The sequence below is a fragment of the Kitasatospora sp. NPDC005856 genome (assembly GCF_040629945.1).
GTDB lineage: Bacteria > Actinomycetota > Actinomycetes > Streptomycetales > Streptomycetaceae > Kitasatospora.
The window spans coordinates 47,811-71,024 of the sequence record NZ_JBEXWT010000005.1 but is presented as its reverse complement, the minus strand read 5'-3'; the positions used below and the strand labels follow the sequence as shown (position 1 = coordinate 71,024).

23 protein-coding genes and 1 pseudogene are annotated in these 23,214 nt (G+C 73.8%); 10 read left to right on the top strand and 14 right to left on the bottom strand.

Annotation, left to right across the window (positions count from 1 at the left end; translation table 11 throughout):
- Positions 1–44 precede the first annotated feature (44 nt).
- The 5 genes from ppdK to ABZ449_RS05355 all read right to left on the bottom strand — a co-directional run bounded on the left by ppdK (position 45) and on the right by ABZ449_RS05355 (position 7,346).
- Positions 45–2,753 carry a pyruvate, phosphate dikinase gene (ppdK, locus tag ABZ449_RS05375; protein ID WP_360340518.1) on the bottom strand — a complete coding sequence of 903 codons (2,709 nt, stop codon included), beginning with the start codon at positions 2,751–2,753 and terminating at the stop codon, positions 45–47.
- Between the two features lie 564 nt (positions 2,754–3,317).
- Positions 3,318–4,487, bottom strand: coding sequence for a tRNA dihydrouridine synthase DusB (dusB, locus tag ABZ449_RS05370; RefSeq protein WP_360340515.1), 1,170 nt, complete (start codon positions 4,485–4,487; stop codon positions 3,318–3,320).
- Positions 4,488–4,585: 98 nt separating this feature from the next.
- Entirely contained in the window at positions 4,586–5,497 is a 912-nt protein-coding gene (locus tag ABZ449_RS05365) for a DUF4097 family beta strand repeat-containing protein (protein ID WP_360340512.1), read from the bottom strand.
- A gap of 2 nt (positions 5,498–5,499) precedes the next feature.
- Entirely contained in the window at positions 5,500–6,144 is a 645-nt protein-coding gene (locus ABZ449_RS05360) for a response regulator transcription factor (RefSeq protein ID WP_360340509.1), read from the bottom strand.
- On the bottom strand, positions 6,132–7,346 hold the full coding sequence (locus ABZ449_RS05355) for a sensor histidine kinase (protein WP_360340506.1): 1,215 nt from the start codon (positions 7,344–7,346) through the stop codon (positions 6,132–6,134). The genes ABZ449_RS05360 and ABZ449_RS05355 overlap by 13 nt, the downstream gene beginning before the upstream one ends.
- A gap of 135 nt (positions 7,347–7,481) precedes the next feature.
- Here ABZ449_RS05355 and ABZ449_RS05350 point away from each other — a divergent pair, with 135 nt between their 5' ends.
- Both ABZ449_RS05350 and ABZ449_RS05345 read left to right on the top strand, forming a co-directional pair.
- Complete coding sequence (locus tag ABZ449_RS05350) at positions 7,482–8,057, top strand: hypothetical protein (protein WP_360340503.1); 576 nt, start codon at positions 7,482–7,484, stop codon at positions 8,055–8,057.
- Positions 8,054–8,443: a hypothetical protein gene (locus tag ABZ449_RS05345; protein ID WP_360340500.1), complete on the top strand. Its 390-nt coding sequence runs from the start codon at positions 8,054–8,056 to the stop codon at positions 8,441–8,443. Before ABZ449_RS05350 ends, ABZ449_RS05345 begins: the two co-directional genes overlap by 4 nt.
- On the opposite strand, the gene ABZ449_RS05340 is transcribed toward ABZ449_RS05345, so the two are convergent.
- Complete coding sequence (locus ABZ449_RS05340; RefSeq protein WP_360340497.1) at positions 8,440–9,336, bottom strand: helix-turn-helix transcriptional regulator; 897 nt, start codon at positions 9,334–9,336, stop codon at positions 8,440–8,442. The two genes, ABZ449_RS05345 and ABZ449_RS05340, sit on opposite strands and share 4 nt — an antisense overlap.
- Before the next feature lie 249 nt (positions 9,337–9,585).
- Between ABZ449_RS05340 and ABZ449_RS05335 the strand changes: the two genes are divergently transcribed.
- Complete coding sequence (locus tag ABZ449_RS05335) at positions 9,586–10,944, top strand: MFS transporter (protein ID WP_360340787.1); 1,359 nt, start codon at positions 9,586–9,588, stop codon at positions 10,942–10,944.
- A 186-nt stretch (positions 10,945–11,130) separates the two neighbouring features.
- On the opposite strand, the gene ABZ449_RS05330 is transcribed toward ABZ449_RS05335, so the two are convergent.
- Complete coding sequence (locus tag ABZ449_RS05330; RefSeq protein ID WP_360340494.1) at positions 11,131–11,928, bottom strand: alpha/beta fold hydrolase; 798 nt, start codon at positions 11,926–11,928, stop codon at positions 11,131–11,133.
- A 35-nt stretch (positions 11,929–11,963) separates the two neighbouring features.
- Entirely contained in the window at positions 11,964–12,383 is a 420-nt protein-coding gene (locus ABZ449_RS05325) for a MerR family transcriptional regulator (protein WP_360340491.1), read from the bottom strand.
- A 78-nt stretch (positions 12,384–12,461) separates the two neighbouring features.
- Here ABZ449_RS05325 and ABZ449_RS05320 point away from each other — a divergent pair, with 78 nt between their 5' ends.
- Positions 12,462–13,667: an MFS transporter gene (locus ABZ449_RS05320; protein ID WP_360340488.1), complete on the top strand. Its 1,206-nt coding sequence runs from the start codon at positions 12,462–12,464 to the stop codon at positions 13,665–13,667.
- A gap of 627 nt (positions 13,668–14,294) precedes the next feature.
- Here ABZ449_RS05320 and ABZ449_RS05315 read toward each other — a convergent pair.
- Positions 14,295–14,474, bottom strand: a complete 180-nt coding sequence (locus ABZ449_RS05315) for a hypothetical protein (protein ID WP_360340799.1) — start codon at positions 14,472–14,474, stop codon at positions 14,295–14,297.
- Between ABZ449_RS05315 and ABZ449_RS05310 the strand changes: the two are divergent.
- Positions 14,440–14,736 (top strand): annotated as a pseudogene (locus ABZ449_RS05310) (phosphatase PAP2 family protein); the annotation flags it as partial. The gene ABZ449_RS05315 and the pseudogene ABZ449_RS05310 overlap by 35 nt on opposite strands.
- Before the next feature lie 213 nt (positions 14,737–14,949).
- On the opposite strand, the gene ABZ449_RS05305 reads toward ABZ449_RS05310, so the two are convergent.
- On the bottom strand, positions 14,950–15,654 hold the full coding sequence (locus ABZ449_RS05305) for a response regulator transcription factor (RefSeq protein ID WP_360340485.1): 705 nt from the start codon (positions 15,652–15,654) through the stop codon (positions 14,950–14,952).
- A gap of 91 nt (positions 15,655–15,745) precedes the next feature.
- Positions 15,746–17,203 (bottom strand): histidine kinase, encoded by a 1,458-nt coding sequence (locus ABZ449_RS05300; protein WP_360340482.1) that lies wholly within the window; start codon positions 17,201–17,203, stop codon positions 15,746–15,748.
- A 215-nt stretch (positions 17,204–17,418) separates the two neighbouring features.
- Between ABZ449_RS05300 and ABZ449_RS05295 the strand changes: the two genes are divergently transcribed.
- A complete protein-coding gene (locus ABZ449_RS05295) occupies positions 17,419–17,796 on the top strand; it encodes a hypothetical protein (protein WP_360340479.1) in 378 nt (125 codons plus the stop codon).
- Positions 17,797–17,850: 54 nt separating this feature from the next.
- Entirely contained in the window at positions 17,851–18,084 is a 234-nt protein-coding gene (locus ABZ449_RS05290; protein ID WP_360340476.1) for a hypothetical protein, read from the top strand.
- Positions 18,085–18,108: 24 nt separating this feature from the next.
- Here ABZ449_RS05290 and ABZ449_RS05285 read toward each other — a convergent pair whose 3' ends face one another.
- Both ABZ449_RS05285 and ABZ449_RS05280 read right to left on the bottom strand, forming a co-directional pair.
- On the bottom strand, positions 18,109–19,299 hold the full coding sequence (locus tag ABZ449_RS05285; protein WP_360340473.1) for a serine hydrolase domain-containing protein: 1,191 nt from the start codon (positions 19,297–19,299) through the stop codon (positions 18,109–18,111).
- 116 nt (positions 19,300–19,415) lie between these two features.
- Complete coding sequence (locus ABZ449_RS05280; RefSeq protein WP_360340470.1) at positions 19,416–19,862, bottom strand: Lrp/AsnC family transcriptional regulator; 447 nt, start codon at positions 19,860–19,862, stop codon at positions 19,416–19,418.
- A 93-nt stretch (positions 19,863–19,955) separates the two neighbouring features.
- On the opposite strand from ABZ449_RS05280, the gene ABZ449_RS05275 reads away from it, so the two are divergent.
- Both ABZ449_RS05275 and ABZ449_RS05270 read left to right on the top strand, forming a co-directional pair.
- Positions 19,956–20,765 carry an LLM class flavin-dependent oxidoreductase gene (locus ABZ449_RS05275; RefSeq protein WP_360340467.1) on the top strand — a complete coding sequence of 270 codons (810 nt, stop codon included), beginning with the start codon at positions 19,956–19,958 and terminating at the stop codon, positions 20,763–20,765.
- The gene (locus ABZ449_RS05270; RefSeq protein WP_360340464.1) at positions 20,762–21,199 is read left to right on the top strand and encodes a nucleoside deaminase; all 438 of its coding nucleotides are present in this window, start codon (positions 20,762–20,764) and stop codon (positions 21,197–21,199) included. The genes ABZ449_RS05275 and ABZ449_RS05270 overlap by 4 nt, the downstream gene beginning before the upstream one ends.
- 43 nt (positions 21,200–21,242) lie before the next feature.
- Here the strand turns inward: ABZ449_RS05270 and ABZ449_RS05265 are convergent, their stop codons facing one another.
- Positions 21,243–21,683 carry a hypothetical protein gene (locus ABZ449_RS05265; protein WP_360340461.1) on the bottom strand — a complete coding sequence of 147 codons (441 nt, stop codon included), beginning with the start codon at positions 21,681–21,683 and terminating at the stop codon, positions 21,243–21,245.
- A 317-nt stretch (positions 21,684–22,000) separates the two neighbouring features.
- Between ABZ449_RS05265 and ABZ449_RS05260 the strand changes: the two genes are divergently transcribed.
- Positions 22,001–23,110 carry a beta-eliminating lyase-related protein gene (locus ABZ449_RS05260; RefSeq protein WP_360340458.1) on the top strand — a complete coding sequence of 370 codons (1,110 nt, stop codon included), beginning with the start codon at positions 22,001–22,003 and terminating at the stop codon, positions 23,108–23,110.
- Positions 23,111–23,214: the final 104 nt, after the last annotated feature.

Genomic DNA, 23,214 nt, shown 5'->3' with positions numbered 1-23,214 from the left:
AGCGGTCAGTCGTGCCCGCGCGTGCGGAGGGGATGCCTACCCTCTCAGCGCGAGTCGCTGCCCGCCGACTCGATGGCGGCGCGGCCTGCCTCCAGGCGCGCCACCGGGATCCGGAAGGGGGAGCAGGAGACGTAGTCCAGCCCCACCTCGTGGAAGAAGTGGACCGACTCCGGGTCGCCGCCGTGCTCGCCGCAGACGCCGAGCTTGAGGTCGGGGCGGGTGGCCCGGCCGGCCTCGACGGCGTGCTTGACCAGCGAGCCGACACCGTCGCGGTCGATGGTCTCGAACGGGGAGACCCCGAAGATGCCCTTCTCCAGGTAGGCGGTGAAGAACGAGGCCTCCACGTCGTCCCGGGAGAAGCCCCAGACCGTCTGGGTCAGGTCGTTGGTGCCGAAGGAGAAGAACTCGGCGGCCTCGGCGATCTGCCCGGCGGTCACCGCGGCGCGCGGCAGCTCGATCATGGTGCCGAGCTTGATGTCCAGCTGGACGCCGGTGGACTGGGCGACCTCGGCGAGCACCCGCTCACACTCGTCGCGGACCAGCTCCAGCTCCTGGACGGTGCCGACCAGCGGGATCATCACCTCGGGGCGCGGGTCCCCGCCGGCCAGCTTGCGCTCGGCGGCGGCCTCGGCGATGGCCCGGACCTGCATGCCGAACAGGCCGGGGATGACCAGGCCGAGGCGGACGCCGCGCAGGCCCAGCATCGGGTTCTGCTCGTGCAGCTTGTGCACCGCCTGGAGCAGGCGCAGGTCGTTCTCGTTCGGGTCCTTGCGGGCCTCGGCGAGGGCGACGCGCACCGACAGCTCGGTGATGTCCGGCAGGAACTCGTGCAGCGGCGGGTCCAGCAGGCGGACGGTGACGGGCAGGCCGTCCATCGCCTGGAAGAGCTCCAGGAAGTCGCCCTTCTGGAGCGGCAGCAGGGTGGAGAGGGCGAGCTCGCGGTCCTTGTCGTTGTCCGCCAGGATCAGGTGCTCGACCTCCTTGCGGCGCTCCTCGCCGAGGAACATGTGCTCGGTGCGGCACAGGCCGATGCCCTGGGCGCCGTAGCGGCGGGCGCGCGAGCCGTCCTCGGCGTTGTCGGCGTTGGCGCGCACGGCCAGCCGGCGGCGGCCGTCGGCGTGCGACATCAGCCGGTGCACGGCCTGGACCAGCCCGCCCTGGACGTCGGCGCCGGCGTGCAGGGTGCCCTCGAAGTACTCGACCACGGGGGACGGCAGGACGGGCACCTCGCCGAGGTAGACCTTGCCGGTGGCGCCGTCGATGGAGACGACGTCGCCCTCGTGGATCACCTGGCCGTCGGCGGTGGTGAACTTGCGGGCCTTGGTGTCGACCTCCAGCTCCTCGGCACCGCAGACACAGGTCTTGCCCATGCCGCGGGCGACGACGGCGGCGTGCGAGGTCTTGCCGCCGCGCGAGGTCAGGATGCCCTCTGCGGCGATCATGCCGTCCAGGTCGTCCGGGTTGGTCTCGCGGCGGACCAGGATGACCTTCTCGCCGGAGCGGGACCACTTGACGGCGGTGTACGAGTCGAAGACGACCTTGCCGATCGCGGCGCCCGGCGAGGCGGCCAGGCCCCAGGCGATCTGCTGCGACTCGGTGTTGGGAGCGAAGCGGGGGAACATCAGCTGCGAGAGCTGGCCGCCGGTGACCCGCATCAGGGCCTCGTCCAGGTCGATCAGGCCCTGGTCGACCAGCTGGACGGCGATCCGGAAGGCGGCCGCGGCGGTGCGCTTGCCCACGCGGGTCTGCAGCATCCAGAGCTTGCCGCGCTCGATGGTGAACTCGATGTCGCAGAGGTCGCGGTAGTGGTTCTCGAGCTTCTGCATGATCGCCATGAGCTCGTCGTACGACTTCTTGTCGAGCTTCTCCAGCTCGGACAGCTGCAGGGTGTTGCGGATGCCGGCGACGACGTCCTCGCCCTGGGCGTTGGACAGGTAGTCGCCGTAGACGCCCTGGGCGCCGGTGGAGGGGTCGCGGGTGAAGGCGACGCCGGTGCCGGAGTCCTCGCCGAGGTTGCCGAAGACCATGGTGCAGACGTTGACCGCGGTGCCGAGGTCGTTCGGGATGCGCTCCTGGCGGCGGTACAGCCGGGCGCGGTCGCCGTTCCAGGAGTGGAAGACCGCGTGGACGGCGAGGTCCATCTGCTCGCGCGGGTCCTGCGGGAAGGCCCGGCCGGTCTCGCGCTCGACGATGCCCTTGAACACCTCGACCAGCTCCCGGAGGTCGGAAGCGTCCAGGTCCAGGTCGTTGACGGTGCCCTTGGCGTGCTTGGCCTCGTCCAGGGCCTCCTCGAACAGCTCGCCGTCGACGCCCAGCACGGTCTTGCCGAACATCTGGACCAGGCGGCGGTAGGAGTCCCAGGCGAAGCGCTCGTTGCCGGACTGGGCGACGAGGCCGGCCACCGAGGCGTCGGAGAGGCCGATGTTGAGGACGGTGTCCATCATGCCGGGCATGGAGAACTTCGCGCCGGAGCGCACCGAGACCAGGAGGGGGTTGTCGGCCTGGCCGAGCTTCTTGCCCATCTCCTGCTCGAGGGCGTCCAGGTGGGCGCTGATCTCCTCGTGCAGCGAGGCCGGCTCACTGCCGGTCTCCAGGAAGACCTTGCAGGCCTCGGTGGTGATGGTGAACCCCGGAGGGACGGGGAGGCCCAGGTTGGTCATCTCGGCCAGGTTCGCGCCCTTGCCGCCGAGAAGATCCTTGAGGTCCTTGTTTCCTTCGGTGAAGGAGTAAACAAACTTCTGCTGGGACGGCACGGGTCGGTCTCCTCGTACGCGGTTGCCCTGACGCCGGAGAACATACCCATTTCGAAGGCACTTCTCTGCCCTGAATAGGCCACCCGAGGCCGGTACCAAGCGGTAACCCGCTAGATCGAATGCACATAAAGGCGTTCACCTCTGTTGGTGAAATCGTCCGCCTGACGCGAGCCAGCGTTCAACTCTTGAATGCAAGCGAGCCCGAAGATCGTACGATCCGGACGCACCGTAACGACCGCGGGTCCATGGCGTTGCCCCGGCTTGATTTCCTGCACCCGGATCGCCCGATCACCGGCCGACCGACTTCGGGAAGCGATTCACAGCCGACCTGTCCACTTCGTCCACTGACCGGCCGTCAGCCCCCACCCCGTGTGGCAAGCGTCACCAGCGCATCTCACGGGTCGAACGTAGAACGCCTCCGCCGATCGTCGCACACTGTCCGGAAACGTGCTCGCTCCGTGACGTTCGAGCGCCGAAAAGGAGCCCTCTTGTCCAGGATGGACAAGAGGGCTGGGACCTAGTGGCATTCGGCCTCGCAGGGTCGTTTTCGCTGTTCCGTATAGATCATCCGCCAGATGTGTCCGATTCGGCGTCAACGCCCGGTCGGGCGCAGTCATACGGATCGTCCAACCAGCCCTCGGGCAGGACCACCCGGTTGTTGCCGCTGGTCCGCCCGCGCGGGCCGTCCGCACCGTCCGGCCAGCCCTGGGACTGCTCCACCTGGGAGAGGGTTTCGGCCAGTTCGGCCAATGAGGACGAGCCGGCCAGCTTCACCCGCAGCTCGGAGCCGACCGAGAAGCCCTTGGTGTACCAGGCGACGTGCTTGCGGAAGTCGATCACGCCGCGCGCCTCGTCGCCCAGCCACTCCCCGAGCAGCTGCGCGTGCCGGACCATCGCCTCGGCCACGTAGCCGAAGTCGGGGCGGGCGTAGTCCACGTCGCCCTCGAAGATCGCGACCAGGTCCCTGAACAGCCACGGCCGTCCCAGGCAGCCGCGGCCCACCACCACGCCGTCGCAGCCGGTCTCGCGCATCATCCGCACCGCGTCGTCGGCCGACCAGATGTCCCCGTTGCCCAGCACCGGGATGTGCGCCGGGACGGACTCGCGCAGCCGGGCGATCGCCGACCAGTCCGCCGTCCCGCCGTAGTGCTGGGCGGCGGTGCGCCCGTGCAGGGCGATCGCCGCCACGCCCTCCTCGGCGCCGATCCGGCCGGCGTCCAGGTAGGTGAGGTGGTCGTCGTCGATGCCCTTGCGCATCTTCATGGTCACCGGCAGGTCGCCGGCGTTGGCGACGGCCTCACGCAGGAGCTCGCGCAGCAGGTTGCGCTTGTACGGCAGTGCCGAGCCACCGCCCTTGCGGGTGACCTTGGGGACGGGGCAGCCGAAGTTGAGGTCGATGTGGTCGGCCAGGCCCTCCTCGGAGATCATCCGGGCGGCCTTGCCGACGGTCACCGGGTCCACCCCGTACAGCTGGATCGAGCGCGGCTTCTCGCTCGGGTCGAACTTGATCAGCTGCATGGTCTTGGCGTTGCGCTCGACCAGCGCCCGGGTGGTGATCATCTCCGAGACGTACAGGCCGCGGCCGCCGCTCTGCTCACGGCACAGGGTGCGGAACGGCGCGTTGGTGATGCCGGCCATCGGCGCCAGCACGACGGGCGGCCACACCTGGATCGGGCCGATGTCGAGCGGCGCGAACTCGGTGTCGGGCGCGGTGGGTGCGGGCGTGGCTGTCATGCGCGGCTGACCTCGGGTGATGGGGACGGGACTCTCCATTGTCCCCCACCCGTCCCCCGCCCGGACGAGCGGCCGCCGCCCGCTCCGCGGCGCTCCCGCTACGGAGCCGACGGCGGCGTCGGCGCCATGGAGGGCGATGACGACTCCGCGGGCCCGGTCGGCCCCGTCTGCTCCGCCGACATCGGCGACATCGGCGACATCGGCGGCATCGGCTGCTCCTGCGGCTCCGACGCCGCCGGGACGACGGTGATCGATCCGGAGGTGACCGCGGTGTGCACCCGGTTCGGGCTGGCCGGGTCCGCCAGCCGCGGGTCGATCCGGCCGTTGCCGCTGCCGATCTCGCTGGAGACGGCGTACCGGCTGCCCTTCGGCACGGTCAGCTCCACCGAACCGGAGGTGGCCGTGGCGTCCACCTCGCGCGGGGCCTTCGCGAAGCCCAGCTGCACCGAGCCCGAGACGACCTGCGCCGTCACCCGCCGCATGCTCAGGTTGGTGCCCCGCACCTGGCCGGAGGTGGCGTGCAAGGACACGTCCCCGGAGGTGTCGAACAGCAACAGCTGCCCGGAGGTCAGCTCCATCCGCACGTCCCCGCTCAGGCCCTCCACCTGGACGGAGCCGGAGCCCACCGAGCCGGACACCTCCGTCGCGGCCGGCACCTCCAGCTCGATCTCGGCGCCGCAGCCGAAGTCCGCGAACGGCAGGACCTGCCGGCAGCGCATCCCGACCGTGAGCACGTCACCGTCGAAGACGGTGGACACCACCGGTTTGCGCACCAGCCAGTCCAGGCTCTGCCGGACCACCACACGGCCCTCCCGCCCGGCCCGCACCCGGACCGAGGCGTTGCCGGTCTCCAGCTGGAGACGGTGGATCGCCAGGTCGTACGGCCGGGTCGTGCTGGTGCGCTGCTGGACCGCCATCGACCAGGTCTGCAGTCCGGCACCCAGCATGACCAGCACGATCACGACCGTCCCGACGGCCCGCCAGCCCCTCGCCCCCTTCGCCCCCTTCACCGCTACCCGACCTCCAGGAAGCGCAGCACCGCCATCACCCGGCGGTGGCTGTCGTCGGCCGGCGGCAGGTCGAGCTTGGTGAAGATCGAGTTGATGTGCTTGGCCACCGCGCTGTCGCTGACCACCAGCGAACCCGCGATCGCGGCGTTGGACCGGCCCTCCGCCATCAGGGCGAGCACGTCGCGCTCGCGCGGGGTCAGCTTCTCCAGCGGATCCCGGTGGCGGCGCACCAGCAGCTGGGCGACCACCTCGGGGTCCAGCGCGGTGCCGCCCTCGGCGACCCGCTGGAGCGCGTCCACGAAGTCGTCGACATTGGCCACCCGCTGCTTGAGCAGGTAGCCGACGCCACTGGTGTTGGTCGCCAGCAGGTCCGCGGCGTAGCGCTCCTCCACGTACTGGGAGAGCAGCAGGACGGCGGTGTCCGGCCACTGCCGGCGGATCACCATCGCCGCCTTCACCCCCTCGTCGCTGAACCCCGGGGGCATCCGGACGTCGGCCACCACCACCTTCGGGCGGTGCTCCTCGACGGCGGCCAGCAGTTCGGTGGCGTCCCCGACGGCGGCCACGACCTCGAAGCCCACCGCCTCCAGGACCTTGACCAGGCCGACCCTCAGCAGGACCGAGTCCTCGGCGATCACAGCGCGCACGGCAACTCCACGGTGATGGTGGTGGGGCCCCCGAGGGGGCTGAGAACGGACAGCGTGCCGTCGACCGAGGCGGCGCGCTTGCGCAGACCGGTGAGCCCTGTGCCGCGCGAGGCGTCCGCGCCGCCCACGCCGTCGTCGCTGATGACCAGGCGCAGCCGGCCGTCGGCCGTCCGCACCGAGAGGTCGACCTGCTGCGCGCGGGCGTGCTTGGCCACATTGGTGAGCGCCTCGGAGACGGTGAAGTAGGCGACCGCCTCGACGGTCGGGGCGACCGGCTCGGAGAGGTCGACGTCCAGGCGCACCGGCAGCGGGGCCCGGGCGGCGATGCCGGACAGCGCCGCGTCCAGACCGCGGTCCTCCAGGACGGCCGGGTGCAGGCCGCGGACCAGGTCGCGCAGCTCGTCGATGGCCGCCTGGGCCTCCACGTGCGCTTCGACGATCACCTGCATGACGTGGGGCGGGAGGTCCTTGAGGGTGCGCCGGGCCAGGCCCAGGTTCATCGCCAGGGAGGTGAGGCGCTGCTGGGCGCCGTCGTGCAGGTCGCGCTCGATCCGGCGGCGCTCGGCGTCCACCGCGTCGACCAGCCCGGCCCGGCTCTCGGCGATCTCCTCGACCCGCCGCTCCAGGGCCTCCGCCCGGTCCGGGCCGAGCAGCCGCCGGGCCACCCACACCTCCAGCCGGGCCAGCTGGGTGCCCGCCGAGGGGAGGGCCGCCAGCAGCAGCAACCCGCCGAGGGTGAGTACGACGTCCTCCCCGGCCAGGCCGGAGCGCAGCGCCGTGCCGGCGGGCAGCAGCCACATCCAGCCGTACACGGTGGCCAGCACCACGGCGGCCGCCCAGGCGTACAGCACCACCAGCGCGCCCGCCGCCAGCAGCGGGCCGGCCACCAGGTGGTGGAGCACCTGACGCCAGGTCATCCCCAGCAGCCAGACCTGGCGCCCGGTCGGCGGGCGCAGCGGCGGCACCTCCACCCCGTGCAGGGCGCGCAGCCGACCGCGCTGGACGGCGGTCAGCGGGCGGGTGCAGAGCAGGACGGCGACGAGCACCGGGAGGAGCAGCGTCGACTCGGTGACGGCCAGCCAGACCGGCAGCGCCATGGGGATTCCGGCGGCCGTGAAGCGGACGTCCCGCCAGACCTCGGGCGACCACGGTGGGCGCCGGAGGCTCCTGACGAGCGCTCGGCGCAACGTGGTGGAGGACATGGCGGACAGCGTAGGGCCCGGTGATCACGAGCCGCCATGAAGGGGGGTGCCGGGTGGGGGTGTAGCTAAGTACACCCCTGATTCGGTGTGGGGCACCACCGACAGGACGGGGGTCCCGGCGGAAGGCTTGGGGACATGACGAGCACTGCATCGCACTCCATCACTCCGCCGCACGGGCGGCCCGGCCCCGGGGGTGCTTCCGGAGCGCCGGCGCCGGCGGGGGCGCTGCCGGCGGGGGCGCCGTCCGAGGGCGCGCTGTTCCCGACGACGCTCTTCGAGGGCACGCTGCCGGAGGACGCGCTGCCGGCCGGGGCCGGGCCCTGGTCGGTCCGCAGCGTCGGGTCCGGCCGCGGCCGGGCCGCGCTGGAGCTCTACCAGTACGGGGAGTTGACCGACGTCGTGGTCGCCGCCCGGCTCACCCCGTACCTGCTGCGCGGGGCCCGGCGCTGCCCGTCCGCCGGGCGGAGTCGGCACGTGCTGGCCTGGGGCCGGCTGGCGGCCGACGGCGCCGCGCCCGCGGTGGTGTTCACCGGGCGGCGGCCGTTGCGCCGGGTGCGGTCGACGGCCGAGGTGGTCACGGTGGCCGGCCGGTTCTGGATCGCCTGGGCCGAGGGCCCCTTCGACGCGGTGCGGGTCGAACACCCGGCGGGCGGAACGGCCGAGCGCCTTCCGCTGGAGCGGGTGCGCCACCGGGACCGGGGTGCCGCATGAGCACCGCCGTCCTCGCCGCCCGCCCCGCCTCCTCGTACGTCCCGCCCGCGCGCCTCGCCCGGCTCCCCCTCCTGGCCGCGGTCGCGCTGCTGCCCTGGCTGGCGGTCCTCGCCGTCTGCCACGAGACCCCCTGGGTCGTGCTCGACCTCACCGAGTTCGCCGCCCTGCTCTCGCTGGACGGGCTGCTGCGCCGGCGCAGCCCCGCCGCCCTCTGGGCCGGCGCGGCGGTGGCCCTGCTGCTCACCGGGGACGCGCTGGCCGACATCGCCTGCGCCGGACCGGGCGTGGCGATGCTCGCCGCGCTGGTCATGGCCTCCTGCATCGAACTGCCGCTCGCCGTGGTGTGCCTGTGGCTCGGCCGGGACGCGGCGGTTCGGGCCGCCTAGGACCTGCCCCGCCGGGTGGGCAGCTCGTCCATCAGCGCGCGGGTCTCGTCGTCCAGCGGGGTGTACGTGATCAGCCGCGTCCCCAGCTGCGGACTGAGCCAGAAGTTGGTGTACTCGCAGCGCAACAGCCCGACGCCCGGCACCTGGAAGCGCTTGATCCCGTTGCCCGGCCGCTTCACGTCGTGCCGCTGCCAGAGCTCCGCGAATTCCGGCGAGGCCTTGAGCATCCGGGCCAGCAGCGCCTTCCGGGCCGGATCCGAGCTGTGGTCGGCCATCCCCGAGCGGAACCGGGCCATGATGCCGAGGCGCTCGGTGCGGTAGTCGACCAGCACCTCCCGGAAGCGCGAGGGCGTGAACGCCATCCACATCAGGTTCCGGTCCTCGGGGGCCAGTCGGTCGAGGTCGCCGACGATCGCGGCGTACTGGTCGTTGTACGCCAGTACGTCGTAGCGGGAGTTGAGCACCATGGCCGGGAACGGCGCCAGGTGGTCCAGCAGCAGCCGCACGCTCGGGGTCACCGAGGGGCATTCCTTCAGCGGCGCCGGGTCGTCGGCGCCGGCCAGGGTGAACAGGTGGGTGCGCTCGCTCGGGTCCAGCAGCAGCGCCCGGGCCACCGAGTCCAGCACCTGGGTGGACACCTGGATGTCCCGCCCCTGCTCCAGCCACGTGTACCAGGTCACCCCGACCGCGGCGAGCTGCGCGACCTCCTCCCGGCGCAGCCCCGGCGTCCGGCGGCGGCCGGTCATCGGCAGGCCCACCTGCTCGGGCGCCAGACGCTCGCGGCGGCTGCGCAGGAACGCGGCCAGCTCGTGCCGGCGGGCGTCGTCGGGAGTGGCCGGGCGCGGACCGGCCGAACCGGTGCGGGCTTGCGCGGGGGGCGTGGCGAGACTCATGCTCCCCAGCATGCGTCAGCCGTCAGCCTGTTGCCAGGTACTTCTTATACCTGGATAACCACACTCTGGTACCAGGGTACGGCGCGGCGGATCGTAGGACCCGTGACCCAACAACTCGCCGTCGCCCCCGCATCGGGCCGCACCGCCACCACCCCGGGCACCGCGGCCGCCCGTACGACCACCCCCGGACCGGGCGGCCCCACCGGCCCCGCCGCCGGTCCCGCCGCCGGCACCCTCGGCACCGCCGGGCTGGTCACCGTCCTGCTCGGCGCCTTCCTCCCGATGCTCGACTTCTTCATCGTCAACGTCGCCCTGCCCACCATCGACCACGACCTGGCCGCCGGGCCCGCCGTCCTGGAACTGGTCGCCGCCGGCTACGGCATCGCCTTCGCCGTGCTGCTCGTCCTCGGCGGGCGCCTCGGCGACAGCTACGGCCGCCGCCGGCTCTTCGTCCACGGCGCCGTCGCGTTCGCCCTCACCTCGTTGGCCTGCGGTCTCGCCCCCGACGCCTGGTCCCTGGTCGCCGCCCGGGCCGCCCAGGGCGCCTCGGCCGCGCTGCTGATCCCGCAGGTGCTCGGCACCATCACCGCCGCCACCGAGGGCGCCCGGCGCGGCCGCGCGCTCAGCGTCTACGGCGCGGTCGGCGGGATCGCGGTGGTGATCGGGCAGGTGCTCGGCGGAATGCTGGTCGCCGCCGACCTGTTCGGCACCGGCTGGCGCTCGGTGTTCCTGCTGAACACGCCCTTCGCGCTGCTCGCCGTGGTGCTCGCGGTCCGCTACGTCCCGGAGAGCAGGGCCACCGCGGCCGCCCGGGTCGACGTCCCCGGCACCGTCCTGCTCACCGCCACGCTGCTCTCCCTGCTCATCCCGCTGATGGAGGGCCGGGCCGCCGGCTGGCCGCTCTGGTCCTGGGTGCTGCTCGTGCTGTTCCCCGTCCTCGCCGTCGCCTTCGTCGCCGTCGAGCGCCGCGCCGAACGACGCGGGGACACCCCGCTGGTGCCGCCGTCCCTGCTGCGCATCCCGGAGATGCGACGCGGCCTCGGCATCGCGCTCCCCTACTTCGCGGGCTTCGGCGGCTTCATGTTCGTCATCGCCGTCGCCCTCCAGCAGGGCCTGAGGCTCGGCCCGGTCGCGGCCGGCTGGGCGCTCGTCCCGATGGCGGTCGGCTACTTCACCGCCTCGCTCGCCGGCCCGCGGCTGATCGGCCGCTGGGGCAGCCGGGTGCTCAGCGCGGGCGCCGTCGTCCAGGCCGCCGGCCTCGCCACCCTCGCCCTGACCGTCCTGGCCGACTGGTCGCACTTCTCCCCGCTGCGGATGGCCCCGGGCGTCGCCCTCGCCGGCATCGGACAGGGCCTGATCGGCACCCCGCTGTTCCGGGTCGTCCTCTCCAAGGTGCCCGCCGCGCGGGCCGGCGTCGGCAGCGGCGTCCTCGCCACCGGCCAGCAGGCCAGCCTCGCCCTCGGCGTCGCCACCCTCGGCACGCTCTACCTCTCGCTCTCCCCCGTCCTCGGCATGGACCGCGCCCTCGCCCTGTGCCTGGGCATCCAGCTCCTCGGCTCCTTCACCATCCTCTACCTGACCACCCGTCTCCCCCGCTCCATCGGCTGAGCCCGGGCCCGCCGGGGTCGGGCCCCGGCGGAGACCTCGGCGTCGACGGCGTCGACGGCGACGACGGCGACGACGGTGGTGGTGCACGGGGACGACGGTGACCACGGCGGGCGCGACGATGGCGGCGCACGGCCCCGCGACCGGAACGACCGGTCGCGGGGCCGTCGGCCTTCCCGGGGCCGGGCCTCAGCGGCGGAGTGCGTCGAGCCAGTGGCCGAACAGGGTGCGGACGGTCCCGGCGGCCTCGACCTGGGGGTTGTGGCCGACACCGTCCAGGACGGCGGCGGTCATCCGGGGGTAGTGGTCGAGCAGGGCGAGCTGGTCGCGCCAGCCGACCAGGGCGTCCTGCCGGGTGGTGACCAGCAGGTGGTGGCCGCGGTGCGGCGGCGCGGCCCGGTGTTCGGGCCAGTGCGGCAGCAGGAAGTCGCCCTCGAGCTCGGCGGCGGCCGCCCGGTCGTGCGCCTCCCAGCCCGGCCGGACGTAGCGCTCGAAGAGCTCCCAACTCACGGTGGTGTGGCGGGCCATGACGTACCGGAACAGCTCGCGGTCGGCGGCCGGGAGCCGGGCGAGGAGGTCGTCGTCGCGTTCGACCACGGACTCCTCGGGCAGGGACCGGTCGGCTCCCCAGCGCACCACCGGCACCAGCAGCGCCGAGCCCAGCACCTGCTCGCCGAACCGCGCGGTCACCGCCCTGGCCAGCTGGCCGCCGAAGGACTGCCCGACCACGGCGAAGGGCCGCCGGCCGACCCGCTCCTCGATCCATCCGGAGACGGCCTCGACGAGCGCGCCGGCCGAGGCCCGGCCCGGCAGCCGGGGACTGGCGCCGTGGCCGGGGAGGTCGAGGTAGAGGCGCTGCCAGCCGGGGCGGTCGGCGAAGGCGGGTTCGAGCGGGAGCAGCACGCGGTGGTCGACGGTGTAGCCGTGGATCAGGACGATCGGGGTGCCGTCGCCGAAGGCGGTGTGGCGGATCGGGGATTCGGTCATGGCGACAGGATCCGACCTTGACACCGGTGGCAAGGTCAAGCGGCGACCTCCGGGCGGGAGGTCAGCGGCTCGGTCGGCCGGTCGGTCGGCTGGTCGGACAGGCCTCTGACCACGTCCAGGTACTCCCGGATGGCGTCCCGGTTGCGCGTCAGGCACTGGATCCGGCGGGTCATCCGGTCCGTCTCGGACTCCAGGGTGTCGAGCATGTCCGGCGTGGCGTCGGCGAAGTGGATCGTCCGCGGGGTGTCCAGACAGGGCAGGATCTGCTTGATGATCCGGGTCGGCAGCCCCGCGTCCAGCAGCCCCCGTATCTGCAGCACCCTGTCCACGAGGTACTCGTCGTACTCGCGGTAGCCGTTGGCCTCGCGGTGCGGCGTGATCAGTCCCTGCTGCTCGTAGTAGCGCAGCAGGCGCGGAGTGGTCTCCGCCCGCCGGGCGAGTTCACCGATGCGCATGTGTGACCACCCTCACTCCGGTCCGATGCCGTCCCGACTGGACCTTGACACGTATGTCAACGATAGACGATCGGGCCCATGCCCACTCCCGAACTCCGCACCCCCGACCGACCGGTGGCCGCCGCACCGAAGCTGCCCTGGCCCGCCCTGCTGGCCATGAGCACCGGCGGATTCGTCACGATCATGACCGAGGCCCTACCCGCCGGGGTGCTGCCCGCGATGAGCGCCGACCTCGGCGTCAGCCAGTCCGCCGCCGGGCAGTCCGTCACCGTCTACGCGGTCGGCTCCATCGCGGCCGCCATCCCGCTGACCTCCGTCACCGGTCGCCTGCCGCGCAAACGCCTGCTGCTGGTCGCCGTCGGCGGCTTCGCCGCGGCCAACGCCGTCACCGCCGTCTCGCCGAGCTACCCGCTCACCATGGCCGCCCGGTTCGCGGCCGGTCTGGTCGCGGGGCTGCTCTGGGCGCTGCTGGCCGGGTACGCCCGGGGCATCGTCGCGCCCGAGCAGCGCGGACGGGCGATGGCCGTCGCCATGACCGGCTCGACGGTGGCCCTGTCGGTGGGCGTGCCCGCCGGCACCCTCCTCGCCGATCTGGTGGGCTGGCGGATCACCTTCGGGCTGATGAGCCTGATCGCCGCGGCACTGACCGGCTGGATGCTGCTCGTGCTCCCGCAACTGCCCAGCCCGGCCGACCAGGCCCGGATCCCCGTCCGGCGGGTACTGCGGATGCCCGGCGTGGCCGCCGTCCTGGCCGTCACGGCGACCTTCGTCCTCGCCCACAACGTCCTCTACACGTACGTCGCCGCGCTGCTCGCACCGCTGGGGCTCGACGGCCGGACGGACACCGTCCTGCTCGTCATCGGGCTGTCCTCGCTGGTGAGCATCCTCGGCACCGGCGTCCTGATCGACCGGCACCTGCGGCCGCTGACCATCGTGGCCTCCGTCCTCCTCGCCGCCGCGGCGCTGCTCCTCGCCGCCGCCCTGCTCGGCTCGACCGGCTGGCCGGCCTACGCCGCCGCCGCGCTCTGGGGCCTCGGCTTCGGTGGCGTCGCCACCCTCCTCCAGACCGCCATCGCCGACGCGGCCGGCCCGGCCGGGGACATCGCCCAGTCGCTGCTCGTCACCTGCTGGAACCTCGGCATCGCCGCCGGTGGCCTGGCCGGCGGCCTCCTCCTCGACCACGCCGGCCCGACCGCCCTGCCCTGGTCCGCCCTCGTCCTCCTGGCCGCCTCCCTGGCCGCCACCCTCGGCAGTCGGCGCCACGGGTTCCCGGGGCGGCGGTGACCGCTCTTCCGCGTGAATCCGCCGCACGTTCCTCGCAATCGCCGCACGGTCCGCTCGGCCCAGGCGATCCGGGCCGCCGGCTCGAACGTGCAGAATTCGTCGGGGAGTTGCCACCACACCTCCTGGACGGTCCAACCGTGTCGGAGGAGCCCCGAGCGGGCGAAGTGGAGGAGCGGCCGGGCGGGGGTGTACCCGACGCCCGGGAGGACGAGCACGACGCGGTCGGGGGAACCGGCGAAGCGGGTGGGAAGGCGGGAAGGCGGGCGGGCGGGAGGGCGAGCCGGGGGGGGAGCCGGCACGGACGGCCACTTGGCCGGCCGTCGCCCTGTGATGTGCTGTCAACCCTGACCATCGTCAGGGGCACGGCATGACTTTCGGGTCGGGCGGCCAGGGGGTCTCGGCTTCTACCGTCCGGACCATGACGTACACGGACGGGAATTCGAGGCAGAACAGCACACCGCGGAAGGCGGGCGGGCGAGGGGCCACCGCCAGGCCCAGGCCCAGGTCCAGGCCCGTCCTGGCCGCGGCCCTGCTCGGTGCGGGGGCCGGGGTGGTGGCGTGGCTGGTGCCGGAGCGGGGCGGCGGGTCGGGGCCCGTGCGGGTCTCGGCCGGGTGGTCGGCCGGCGGCTACCGGCGGGTGGTGGAGGCCGTCGGCGACACCCCGAGCGCGGTGGCCTCGCTGCTGGAGCCGGCCACCGAGGTCGGGCTGCTGGTGCTGGGGCTCCTGCTGGCGTTCTGCTGGTGGACGGCCCGGGGGCGGCGGGCCGCCGGGGTGGTCGCGGGGGTGGTGCTGGTGGGGCTCGGCACGGTGCTGGCCTACGGGGCGAGCGAGGTACTGAAGGTGCTCCTCGACGAGGAGCGGCCCTGCCGGGCACTGGCCGGGCTGCCGGGCACGGCGGTAGCCGACTGTCCTCCGCCGGGCGACTGGTCGTTCCCGAGCAACCACGCCACCCTGGCGGTCGCGCTGGCGACGGGGCTGGTGCTGCTGCGCCCGCGGTGGGCGCTGCTGGTCATACCCGTCGGCGGTGCCACGGCCGCGCTGCGGGTGGCGGCCGGGGTGCACTACCCGCACGACGTGCTCGCCGGTGCCGCGCTCGGCGGCACGGTCACGGCGGCGGTGGTCCTCGCCCTGCGGCCGGCGGCCACTGCCCTGGTGACGGCCCTGGCCGGGGCGCCCGTCCTCGGATGGCTGCTGTCGGCACCGTCGATACCGTCGGCACCGGGCGCGGGCACGGGCTCCGCCACGGGCTCGTGCTCCGGCACGGCCCCGGGCGCGGCAGGCTCAGTCCCGCGGGCCGCCGGCGCAGTTCGCGCCGAGGGTCAGCCCGGCCTCGTGGGCGAGGACGGCGGCGGCCGCCCGGTTGGCCACGCCCAGCCTCGCCAGGATGGAGCTCACATGGGCCTTCACGGTGCCTTCCACCACCCCCAGCCGACGGGCGATCTGGCCGTTGGACAGCCCGGCGGCGATCAGCGTCAGTACGTCCCGTTCCCGGGTGGTCAGGGCGGCCACCTGTTCCCGGGCGCCGGCGCGCCGGTCGGCGGGGCCGCCGGCCCCGGTGGCGGCCAGGTGGGCGACCACCCGGGCGGCCACCTTGGGTGAGAGGTAGGCCGCTCCTTCCGCCACCGCGTGCACCCCGGCGAGCAGTTCCTCGGGCTCGCCGGACTTGATCAGGAAGCCGTTCGCGCCGCCGCTGAGCGCGCGCAGGATGTAGTCGTCCTCACCGAAGGTGGTCAGCATGAGTACTCCGGTGGCCAGGCCGTTCCGGCGGATCTCGGCGGCGGCCGTGATGCCGTCCGTCCCGGGCATCCGGATGTCCAGCACGGCGACGTCCGGCCGGTGGCGCCGGACCAGTTCGACGGCCTCCCGGCAGTCCCCGGTCTCGGCGACGATCTCGATGCCCGGGTCGGTGGCGAGCACCGCACGCAGCCCCGCGCGGATCATGGGCTCGTCGTCGGCGAGCAGCACCCGGATCGGCGTGGTGGTCATCGGTGGCTCCTGTCGGTCGCTCGGTACGGAGGTGGTGGAGGAAGAGGTGTGCGGCAGCAGGTGCTGCGGCGGGCGGCGCTGCGGCGGGCGGTCAGGAGACGAGCACGTCGCGGGAGACCAGCCGGGAGTCCCGGAAGCAGAGCCGGTAGGCGTCGCCGGCCCGGTCCACGAACAGCTGGGCGGTGATGGCGTAGTGCACGCAGGAGACCCCTTCCCCTGTCGGCGGCGTCGGCGTCGACGGCCCGCTCGGCGGTCGGTACGGCAGCCGGTGGCCCGGCAGCACTCGCTCGACCGAGGCCTGGTCCTGCCCCACCTGGAGGGAGGCGTAGACCTCCGGGTCCAGTACCGACAGGCCGACCACGTAGAACGTCCATACTCGCAGGCCCACGGTCAGCAGCACGGCCGTCGCCAGCGGGACGAGCACCACGGCGGCCAGCGTCCGCCCCACCCTGCGCCGTGCCCGTCGCAGCTCGCGCACCGGCGACGACGGGGCGGCGGGCACCAGCGGGACGGGCCCGGCGGCCCGGCGCGGCAGGTCGGCCACGACCTCGAACCCGCCGTCCGGGCGGGCCCCGTGGGCGAAGGTGCCGCCCGCGAGCCGGACGCGCTCGGCCAGTCCGACCAGGCCACGGCCTCCGGTGGGCGTTGCGCCGCGCGGGGTTGACGCGGGCGCCGACGACGCCGCTCCGACGACGGTGGCCGCGGGCAGAGGTGTGGGTCCGTTGGCCACCCGGAGGCGGGCGCCGTCGGCCGCGTAGGCCACCTCCACGGTGACGGCCGCTCGCGGCGCGTGCTTGGCGGCGTTGGTCAGGGCCTCCTGCACCACCCGGAACGCGGCGTGCTCGATGGCACGAGGGAGCCCGTCCGGCTCCCCGGTGATCTCCGTGCGAACGTCCAGACCGGCTGCGGCGGCCTCGGCGACCAGGTGCGGGATGTCCGAGTCGGCCGGCCCGCGGGTCGCGCAGGTGCCGTCCCCGTTCTCGTCCCCGTCACGCAGGATGCCGATCACCTCGCCGAGCCGCTCGACGGCGGCGGCCGCGCCCGCCCTGATCTCCTGGGCGGCCTCCCGGTGCGGCCGGGCCAGGTCGGGGGCGAGTTTGAGGGCCCCGGCGCGCAGCGCGATCAGGCTGAGGTCGTGCCCGAGCGCGTCGTGCATGTCCTGGGCGATCCGGGCCCGTTCGCGCAGCCGGGCCTGCTCGGCGACGAGTCGCTGCTCGCGCTCCAGCCGCTCGGCCCGCTCCCAGCCGGCGCGCACGAGCTCCTGCGACTGCCGCCAGAACCGGCCCAGCAGCCACGGGCCCATCCCGGCGCTCACCGCGAGCGCGACGAACCGCAGACCCATGACGATCCAGGAGGGCACCGACCCGACCACCAGCACCCCGACCACCACCAGGACGGCGAACACCACCGCCGCCGGCCGTACCCGCTCCATCCGCAGCCCGGCCAGGAAGGAGAGCCCGATCGCGGGCAGCACCCACCAGAGGCTGGTGACACCGAGCCCGATACACCCCGCCGCCACCACGGGCAGCGCCACCCCAGTCATCCGCATGCCCACGACCCTATGAGGAGCGCCGTCGGACCGGATCTGTCGAAAGTCATGCCCGAGGCGCCCCGTACGGAGCCGCCTCACCCACCACCGCCGCCACACCCACCGCTAAACCCACCACCGCCGCCCCCGACACCGCCCCTGCCGTCGCACCCGCCCCCGTCGACGGCCGGGTCATCTCCCTGGCCCACTACGCGGCGCGCGCCCTCCTGGAGGAGGTGCTGGGCCGCCACGGGGCCACCTTCCACCAGAGCGTGACGCTCCGGGCCGTCGTGGTCGCGGGCGGCTCCATCTCCCGGGACGTCCTCGTCCGCGACGTCACCGGCTCGCCGAAGGCCCGCGAGCCGCTCGTCCTGGGCGTGATCGAGGAGCTGACGGCCGCCGGTCTGATGGAGCAGGACCCGGCGGAGGCCTCCCGGCTGCGCCGCATGGCGGCCGGCCGCGAACCGTACGAGCGCACCACCGCCGAGTCCGCCGAGATCACCGCCCGCCACCGCCCGCCTGTACGCCGGCATTCCGGCCGAGGACCTCGCCGTCGCGGGCCGCGTCCCGGTGCTGGTCACGGGCGTGCGAACGCCGAGCAGGCCCGCGCCTGAGGTCCCTGGTCGTCCGGCGGTTGGACGTCATCGAACCGGGGGAAGGGTGACGTCATGGGTCTCGTCCTGGTGTTCCTGCTCGCCCTCGTCGGCACCGCCGTCGGCACCACGGTCTTCCTGGCGAACCGGGAACGCGCGCGGCGGCACGGGTTCGACGACGCCGACGGCCTGCTGATCGAACAGCAGCGGACCGCCCAGGCCGCGCGCATGCGGGCGACGTACTCCAGCCTGTCCGTCCACCACGGCAACGGCGTGATCGGCGACGAGGGGAACCACTTCCGCTCCTGACCGCTCGCGGGCCCGGCGGGCCGCTCAGCGGCACAGGGCGGCGTCCACGACGTCCTCGAGGTGCCGGGTCACGGCGTAGTCGGTCGGGACGGTGGTGACCGCGATGTTCACGGCGCGCCCGCCCTCGGTGGCGCCGCCCCGGGTCTCGTAGCCCGGGATGTCGCCGCCGTGCCCCCAGTAGACCCCGCCGCAGGAGAGCGGCCGGCTGAAGACGCCCAGTCCGGAGCCCATGCCGCCGTCCCCGACCGGCACGGTGGTGCGCATCTGGGCGAGCTGGGCCGCGGGCAGCAGGCGGTCCGGGACCAGCAGTTCGGTGAAGAAGCGGTCGAGGTCCGAGTTGGTGGAGATCATCTGCCCGGCGGCCCAGCCCGCCGACGGGTCCAGCTCCGTGAAGTCGTTCGGCGGCCCGTCGGCGGAGTCCCTGCGGTAACCGTGGGGGTGGGCCTCCCGGATGCTCCGGTCACCCGCCGCCGGGAAGTAGGTGTGCCGCAGCCCGATGCGCCGGACGATCCGCCGGTCGATCTCCTCGGCGAGCGGCCGGCCGGTCACCCGTTGGACGATCAGCCCGGCCAGCACGTAGTTGGTGCTGCTGTAGCCGAACCCCGTGCCGGGTGCGAAGGCGGACTCCTGCCGCAGGGCGAGGTCCAGCAGCTCCCGCGGCTCGAAGTACCGGTGGCGGAGGGAGGCTTCGTCCAGCAGCCCCTCGTAGTCGGGCAGACCGCTGGTGTGCTGGAGGAGCTGCCGGACGGTGATGCCGCGCCCGTCCCCGCCCTCGCCGCGGACCAGGCCGGGAAGGTAGGTGTCGACGGAGCCGTCGAGGTCGACCTTCCCCTCCCCCACCAGCTGGAGCACGACGACGGCGGTGAAGGTCTTGGTGTTGCTGCCGATCCGCACCTGCCCGTCGACGGGCACCTCGGCGCCGGTGGCCAGGTCCCCCGCCCCTGCCGTGTAGTCACGGGTTCGGCCCCGCCCGTCCCGGACGGTCGCGAGCGCGGCGGGCACCCCGTCCGTCCGCACCAGCGCGTTCAGCCCCCGCTGCACGACGTCCGGCGGGGCGGCGGCGGACGCGACGGACGCGGCCGATGCGGCGGACGCGGCCGACACGGGCGACGCGGCCGATGCGGCGGACGCGGCCGACGGTGTCAGCACCCCGACGGCGGCGGCGGTCGAGACGGTGAGGGCGAGTGCCATGTGGCGGACACGCGAACGACGCACGAGTCAACTCCTGGGGAATCGTGGGGAGTAGGAGAACTCCCGGTCACGATCGCCAGTGTGGTCGCGCGACGAACGGCCGGCCTCCCCCGATCGAGGGAGCGCCTTCGCCCTCGACGTCACGGCCGTCCGGGCCCCCGCAGGGGCAGCGTCCGGCGGTAGACGACGCTCGTGGTGGTGCTGCCGAAGCCGGCCAACTCGTCCACCAGGGTCTCCAGGTGCTCCATGGAGGTCGCCGCCACCTTGAGGGTGTAGCAGTCGTCGCCGGTGGTGCGCAGGCACTCCAGGATCTCCCGCCGCTCGGCGAGCAGCCGCCGCAGCGGCTCGTGCCGGTTGCCCGGGTACTTCAGCCGCACGACGGCGAGCACCGGGTAGCCGACCTTCGCGAGGTCCACCGTCGCGTGGTAGCCGGTGATGACGCCCAGCGACTCCAGGTTCCGCACCCGTTCCGTGGTCGCCGACGCGCTCAGGGACACCCGCCGCCCCAGCTCGCTCAGCGAGATGCGGGCCTCCCGTTGCAGCTGCTCGATGATCGCCCAGTCGGTGTCGTCAAGATTCACGGCCATGACGCGAATCTACCGGGAGAACCACGGCGATCCGCAGGTCAGAGCGGGAGAAGTCCGTTCCGTCCGCCATGATCGCGGGGATAGCCTCGGAGCATGCAACTTGGCGTCAACGTACCGAACTTCGGCCCCGGCACCGACCCCGGCGTGCTGCGCGAGTGGGCCCGGACCGCGGAGGGCCTCGACTTCGGCCTCCTCATGGTGTCGGACCACGTGGCGGTGACCCCGGACGTGGCCGAGCGGTACCCGGAGCCGTTCTACGAGCCGTTCACCACGCTGTCCTGGCTCGCCGCGACCGCCCCCGGCCTGCGGCTCGGCACGACCGTCCTCGTCCTGCCCTACCGCAACCCGCTGCTGGTGGCGCGGATGGCGGGCACCCTCGACCGGCTCAGCGGCGGCCGGTTCGTCCTGGGCGTGGGAGTCGGCTGGGCCCGCCAGGAGTTCGCCGCCCTCGGCATTCCGTTCGCCGCGCGCGGCCGACTGACCGACGAGTACCTGAGCACCCTGCGGGACTCCTGGGCAGCGGAGCTCGGCCACCGGTCGGTACCGGTCTGGGTCGGCGGCCACAGCGACGCCGCGCTCCGGCGGGCGGCCCGCTTCGGCGACGCCTGGCACCCGCTGCGGCTCCCCGTCGCCCGGATGCGGTCGATCCTGGCCGAGCATCCGATGCCGGGGTTCGCGCCCCGGATCGCTCTGCGCCCGACCACCGCACCGGTCGACGACCCCGAGCGGCCCGCCGGTGTCGGCACCGTCGACCAGATCCTCGACGACCTGCGCCGACTGCGCGACCTCGGCGCCGGGACCGTCGTCTTCGACCCGTACCACGGCGATCCGGCGGAGACCCTCCGGCCGCAGCAGGCCTGGCAGGCCCTCACCACCGTCGCCACCGCGTGGAGGACCGCGTGATCAACGAAGCCGACGAGACCCTGCTGCGCCGCGCCATCGCGATCGCCGCCCACGCGATCGCCCTGGGCGACGCCCCGTACGGCTCCCTGCTGGCCGGCCCGGACGGCGAGATCCTCGCCGAGGCCCACAACACCGTCCGCCGCGACGACGACATCACGGCCCACCCCGAACTGAAGCTCGCCCGCTGGGCCGCCCGCGCACTGACCCCGGCCACCGCCGCAGGCACCACCCTGTACACCAGCTGCCAGCCCTGCGGCATGTGCGAAGGAGGCATCCTCCGCTCCGGCATCGGCCGGGTCGTCTACGCGCTCTCCACGGACCAACTCGTCGCCCTCAACCCCGGCTCGGGCGCCTGGCCGGCGGTGCCGACCGACGGCCCGGCGCTGCCCGAAGAGGCTCGGGCCCCGATCGCGGCCTACTACCGGCCGCACTGAGCACCCGCCGCCCCGGGCCCGCTCCCGCCGGAGCGGCCGAGTCCTAGCCGAAGATCAGCAGGAGCCAGCCGACACCCGAGAGGGCCGCCGCCGACCAGCCGACCACGGCCAGGCGGCGGCCGCACTCGACTCCCCCGGCCCGCCGGTAGGCGGCGACCAGCGGGGCGACCGTCACGACCGGCATCGTGAGCCCGGCCAGAGTTCCGCCCGGGCGACCGGGCCCCTCTCCGACCGAGAACAGAAGCATTCCGAGGATCACCGCCGCAGTCCCCAGCACGCACTCGGCGACAACGGTGGCGGCCCGGAAGCCACCCGGTCCGGGCCAGAGAAGTGCCAGCACGCACGGGACGAAACCGAACGCCACGAGAACGTGCAAGGCCGAGGCGTGGAAGCCGAACCTCACGCCGACCAGCGCCAGCTGCAGGGTGACGGCCCCGATCGCCAACCCGACGAACCCGGGGGCACTCGCAGGAACCGTTTTCATGGCCGCCCCCTCCCCGCACCACCTCATTTTGAACGCGTTCAGGCGACCCGGACGCGCACCCCCGGTGATGCCGGTCTCGCCGGTCCCTACCCGCGCGGGAGTCCGTCGAGGCGCTCGCGCGCCCGGGCGCAGACCACGTCCACGGGGCCGAGCGGCCAACCGGCAGTGGAGGCACCAGTCCGACGGCCGCCCGAGCTGACGGCGCCTCCCGGCCCGGGCGGTGCCGTCGGCTCGGCATGCCTTGCGCCACGCCCCGCACCGCACCGCACCGGAGAAAGCAGTTGGCCTGACCTCGCCACGGGTTCGACAATCGCCGGATGACCGATGACCGAAGCGAGCTCCACCGGCGCCGTGCGGCCCGTATGACCTGCAAGCGGTTCCTCTCCGGCGACCGGATGCTGACCATCCGCGAGCGCCTCGCCCAACTCGCCGCCCTGGACGGCCTGGACGGCCCCCCCGACTTCTACGGCATCGACGGGCCGGTGCGGCAGCTGGAGGAACGGACCGCCGAACTGCTCGGCAAGGACGACGCCGTCTTCTTCCCCACCGGGACGATGGCCCAGCAGGTCGCCCTGCGCCACCACGCCGAGCGCACCGGCAACCCGGCCGTGGCGCTGCACCCGCTCAGCCACATCGAGCGGCACGAGCGCCACGCCCACACCCAGCTCACCGGCCTGCGCGGCCTCTGGCCCACGACCGAACAACGCCAGCCGACGCCCGAGGAACTCCACGCGCTCGGCGAGCCGTTCGGCACCCTGACCGTCGAACTCCCGCTGCGCGACCCCGGCTACCTCCTCCCCGACTGGGACGAGCTGACCGCCCTCGTCGCCGCCGCCCGCGAAGCCGGCGCCCGGGTGCACTTCGACGGCGCCCGGCTCTGGAACACCACGGTCCACTTCGACAAGCGGCTCGACGAGGTCGCCGCCCTCGCCGACAGCGTCTACGTCTCCTACTACAAGGACCTCGGGGGCATCAGCGGCGCCGCCCTCGCCGGCGACCGCGCCCTCACCTCCTACGCCCGCACCTGGCGCCACCGCTACGGCGGGCAGCTCTTCCAGCAGTGGCCGGCCGCCCTCGCCGCCCTCCACGGCCTGGACACCGTGCTGCCCCGCATCCCCGACCTCGTCCGCCACGCCGCGACCACCCTCACCCCCGCCCTGGCCGCCCTCCCCGGCGCCCGCCTCCACCCGGAGGTCCCGCCCACCCACGAGTACCAACTCTGGCTCCCCCACCCGGCCAGGGCCCTCAACGCCGCCCACCTGGCACTGGCCGAACAGGAGGGCATCTGGTTCGTCTCCCACTGGGAGGACGCCGCCCCCGGCCTCGCCATGGCCGAGGTCAGCCTCGGCGAACCGGCCCGGAACTGGACGGCCGACGAGGTGACGGAGGTCGGCCTGCGCTTCCTGGAGCTGGCCGCCGACGCCTGACCGGGACGACGGGCGTCCGCCGCGGGCCGGGCATCCGGCGCGGGGCGGGCACCCGGCGCGGGGCGGGCGGCCGCAAGGCGCCGCGATCAAACGGTTAGCGGGCA

Bases quoted from the DNA above. Each gene is read 5' to 3' on its own strand.
- dusB (WP_360340515.1), bottom strand. From the start codon at position 4,487: ATGACAGCCACGCCCGCACCCACCGCGCCCGACACCGAGTTCGCGCCG.
- ABZ449_RS05355 (WP_360340506.1), bottom strand. From the start codon at position 7,346: ATGTCCTCCACCACGTTGCGCCGAGCGCTCGTCAGGAGCCTCCGGCGC.
- ABZ449_RS05350 (WP_360340503.1), top strand. From the start codon at position 7,482: ATGACGAGCACTGCATCGCACTCCATCACTCCGCCGCACGGGCGGCCC.
- ABZ449_RS05345 (WP_360340500.1), top strand. From the start codon at position 8,054: ATGAGCACCGCCGTCCTCGCCGCCCGCCCCGCCTCCTCGTACGTCCCG.
- ABZ449_RS05340 (WP_360340497.1), bottom strand. From the start codon at position 9,336: ATGAGTCTCGCCACGCCCCCCGCGCAAGCCCGCACCGGTTCGGCCGGT.
- ABZ449_RS05330 (WP_360340494.1), bottom strand. From the start codon at position 11,928: ATGACCGAATCCCCGATCCGCCACACCGCCTTCGGCGACGGCACCCCG.
- ABZ449_RS05325 (WP_360340491.1), bottom strand. From the start codon at position 12,383: ATGCGCATCGGTGAACTCGCCCGGCGGGCGGAGACCACTCCGCGCCTG.
- ABZ449_RS05320 (WP_360340488.1), top strand. From the start codon at position 12,462: ATGCCCACTCCCGAACTCCGCACCCCCGACCGACCGGTGGCCGCCGCA.
- ABZ449_RS05305 (WP_360340485.1), bottom strand. From the start codon at position 15,654: ATGACCACCACGCCGATCCGGGTGCTGCTCGCCGACGACGAGCCCATG.
- ABZ449_RS05300 (WP_360340482.1), bottom strand. From the start codon at position 17,203: ATGCGGATGACTGGGGTGGCGCTGCCCGTGGTGGCGGCGGGGTGTATC.
- ABZ449_RS05290 (WP_360340476.1), top strand. From the start codon at position 17,851: ATGGGTCTCGTCCTGGTGTTCCTGCTCGCCCTCGTCGGCACCGCCGTC.
- ABZ449_RS05280 (WP_360340470.1), bottom strand. From the start codon at position 19,862: ATGGCCGTGAATCTTGACGACACCGACTGGGCGATCATCGAGCAGCTG.
- ABZ449_RS05275 (WP_360340467.1), top strand. From the start codon at position 19,956: ATGCAACTTGGCGTCAACGTACCGAACTTCGGCCCCGGCACCGACCCC.
- ABZ449_RS05265 (WP_360340461.1), bottom strand. From the start codon at position 21,683: ATGAAAACGGTTCCTGCGAGTGCCCCCGGGTTCGTCGGGTTGGCGATC.
- ABZ449_RS05260 (WP_360340458.1), top strand. From the start codon at position 22,001: ATGACCGATGACCGAAGCGAGCTCCACCGGCGCCGTGCGGCCCGTATG.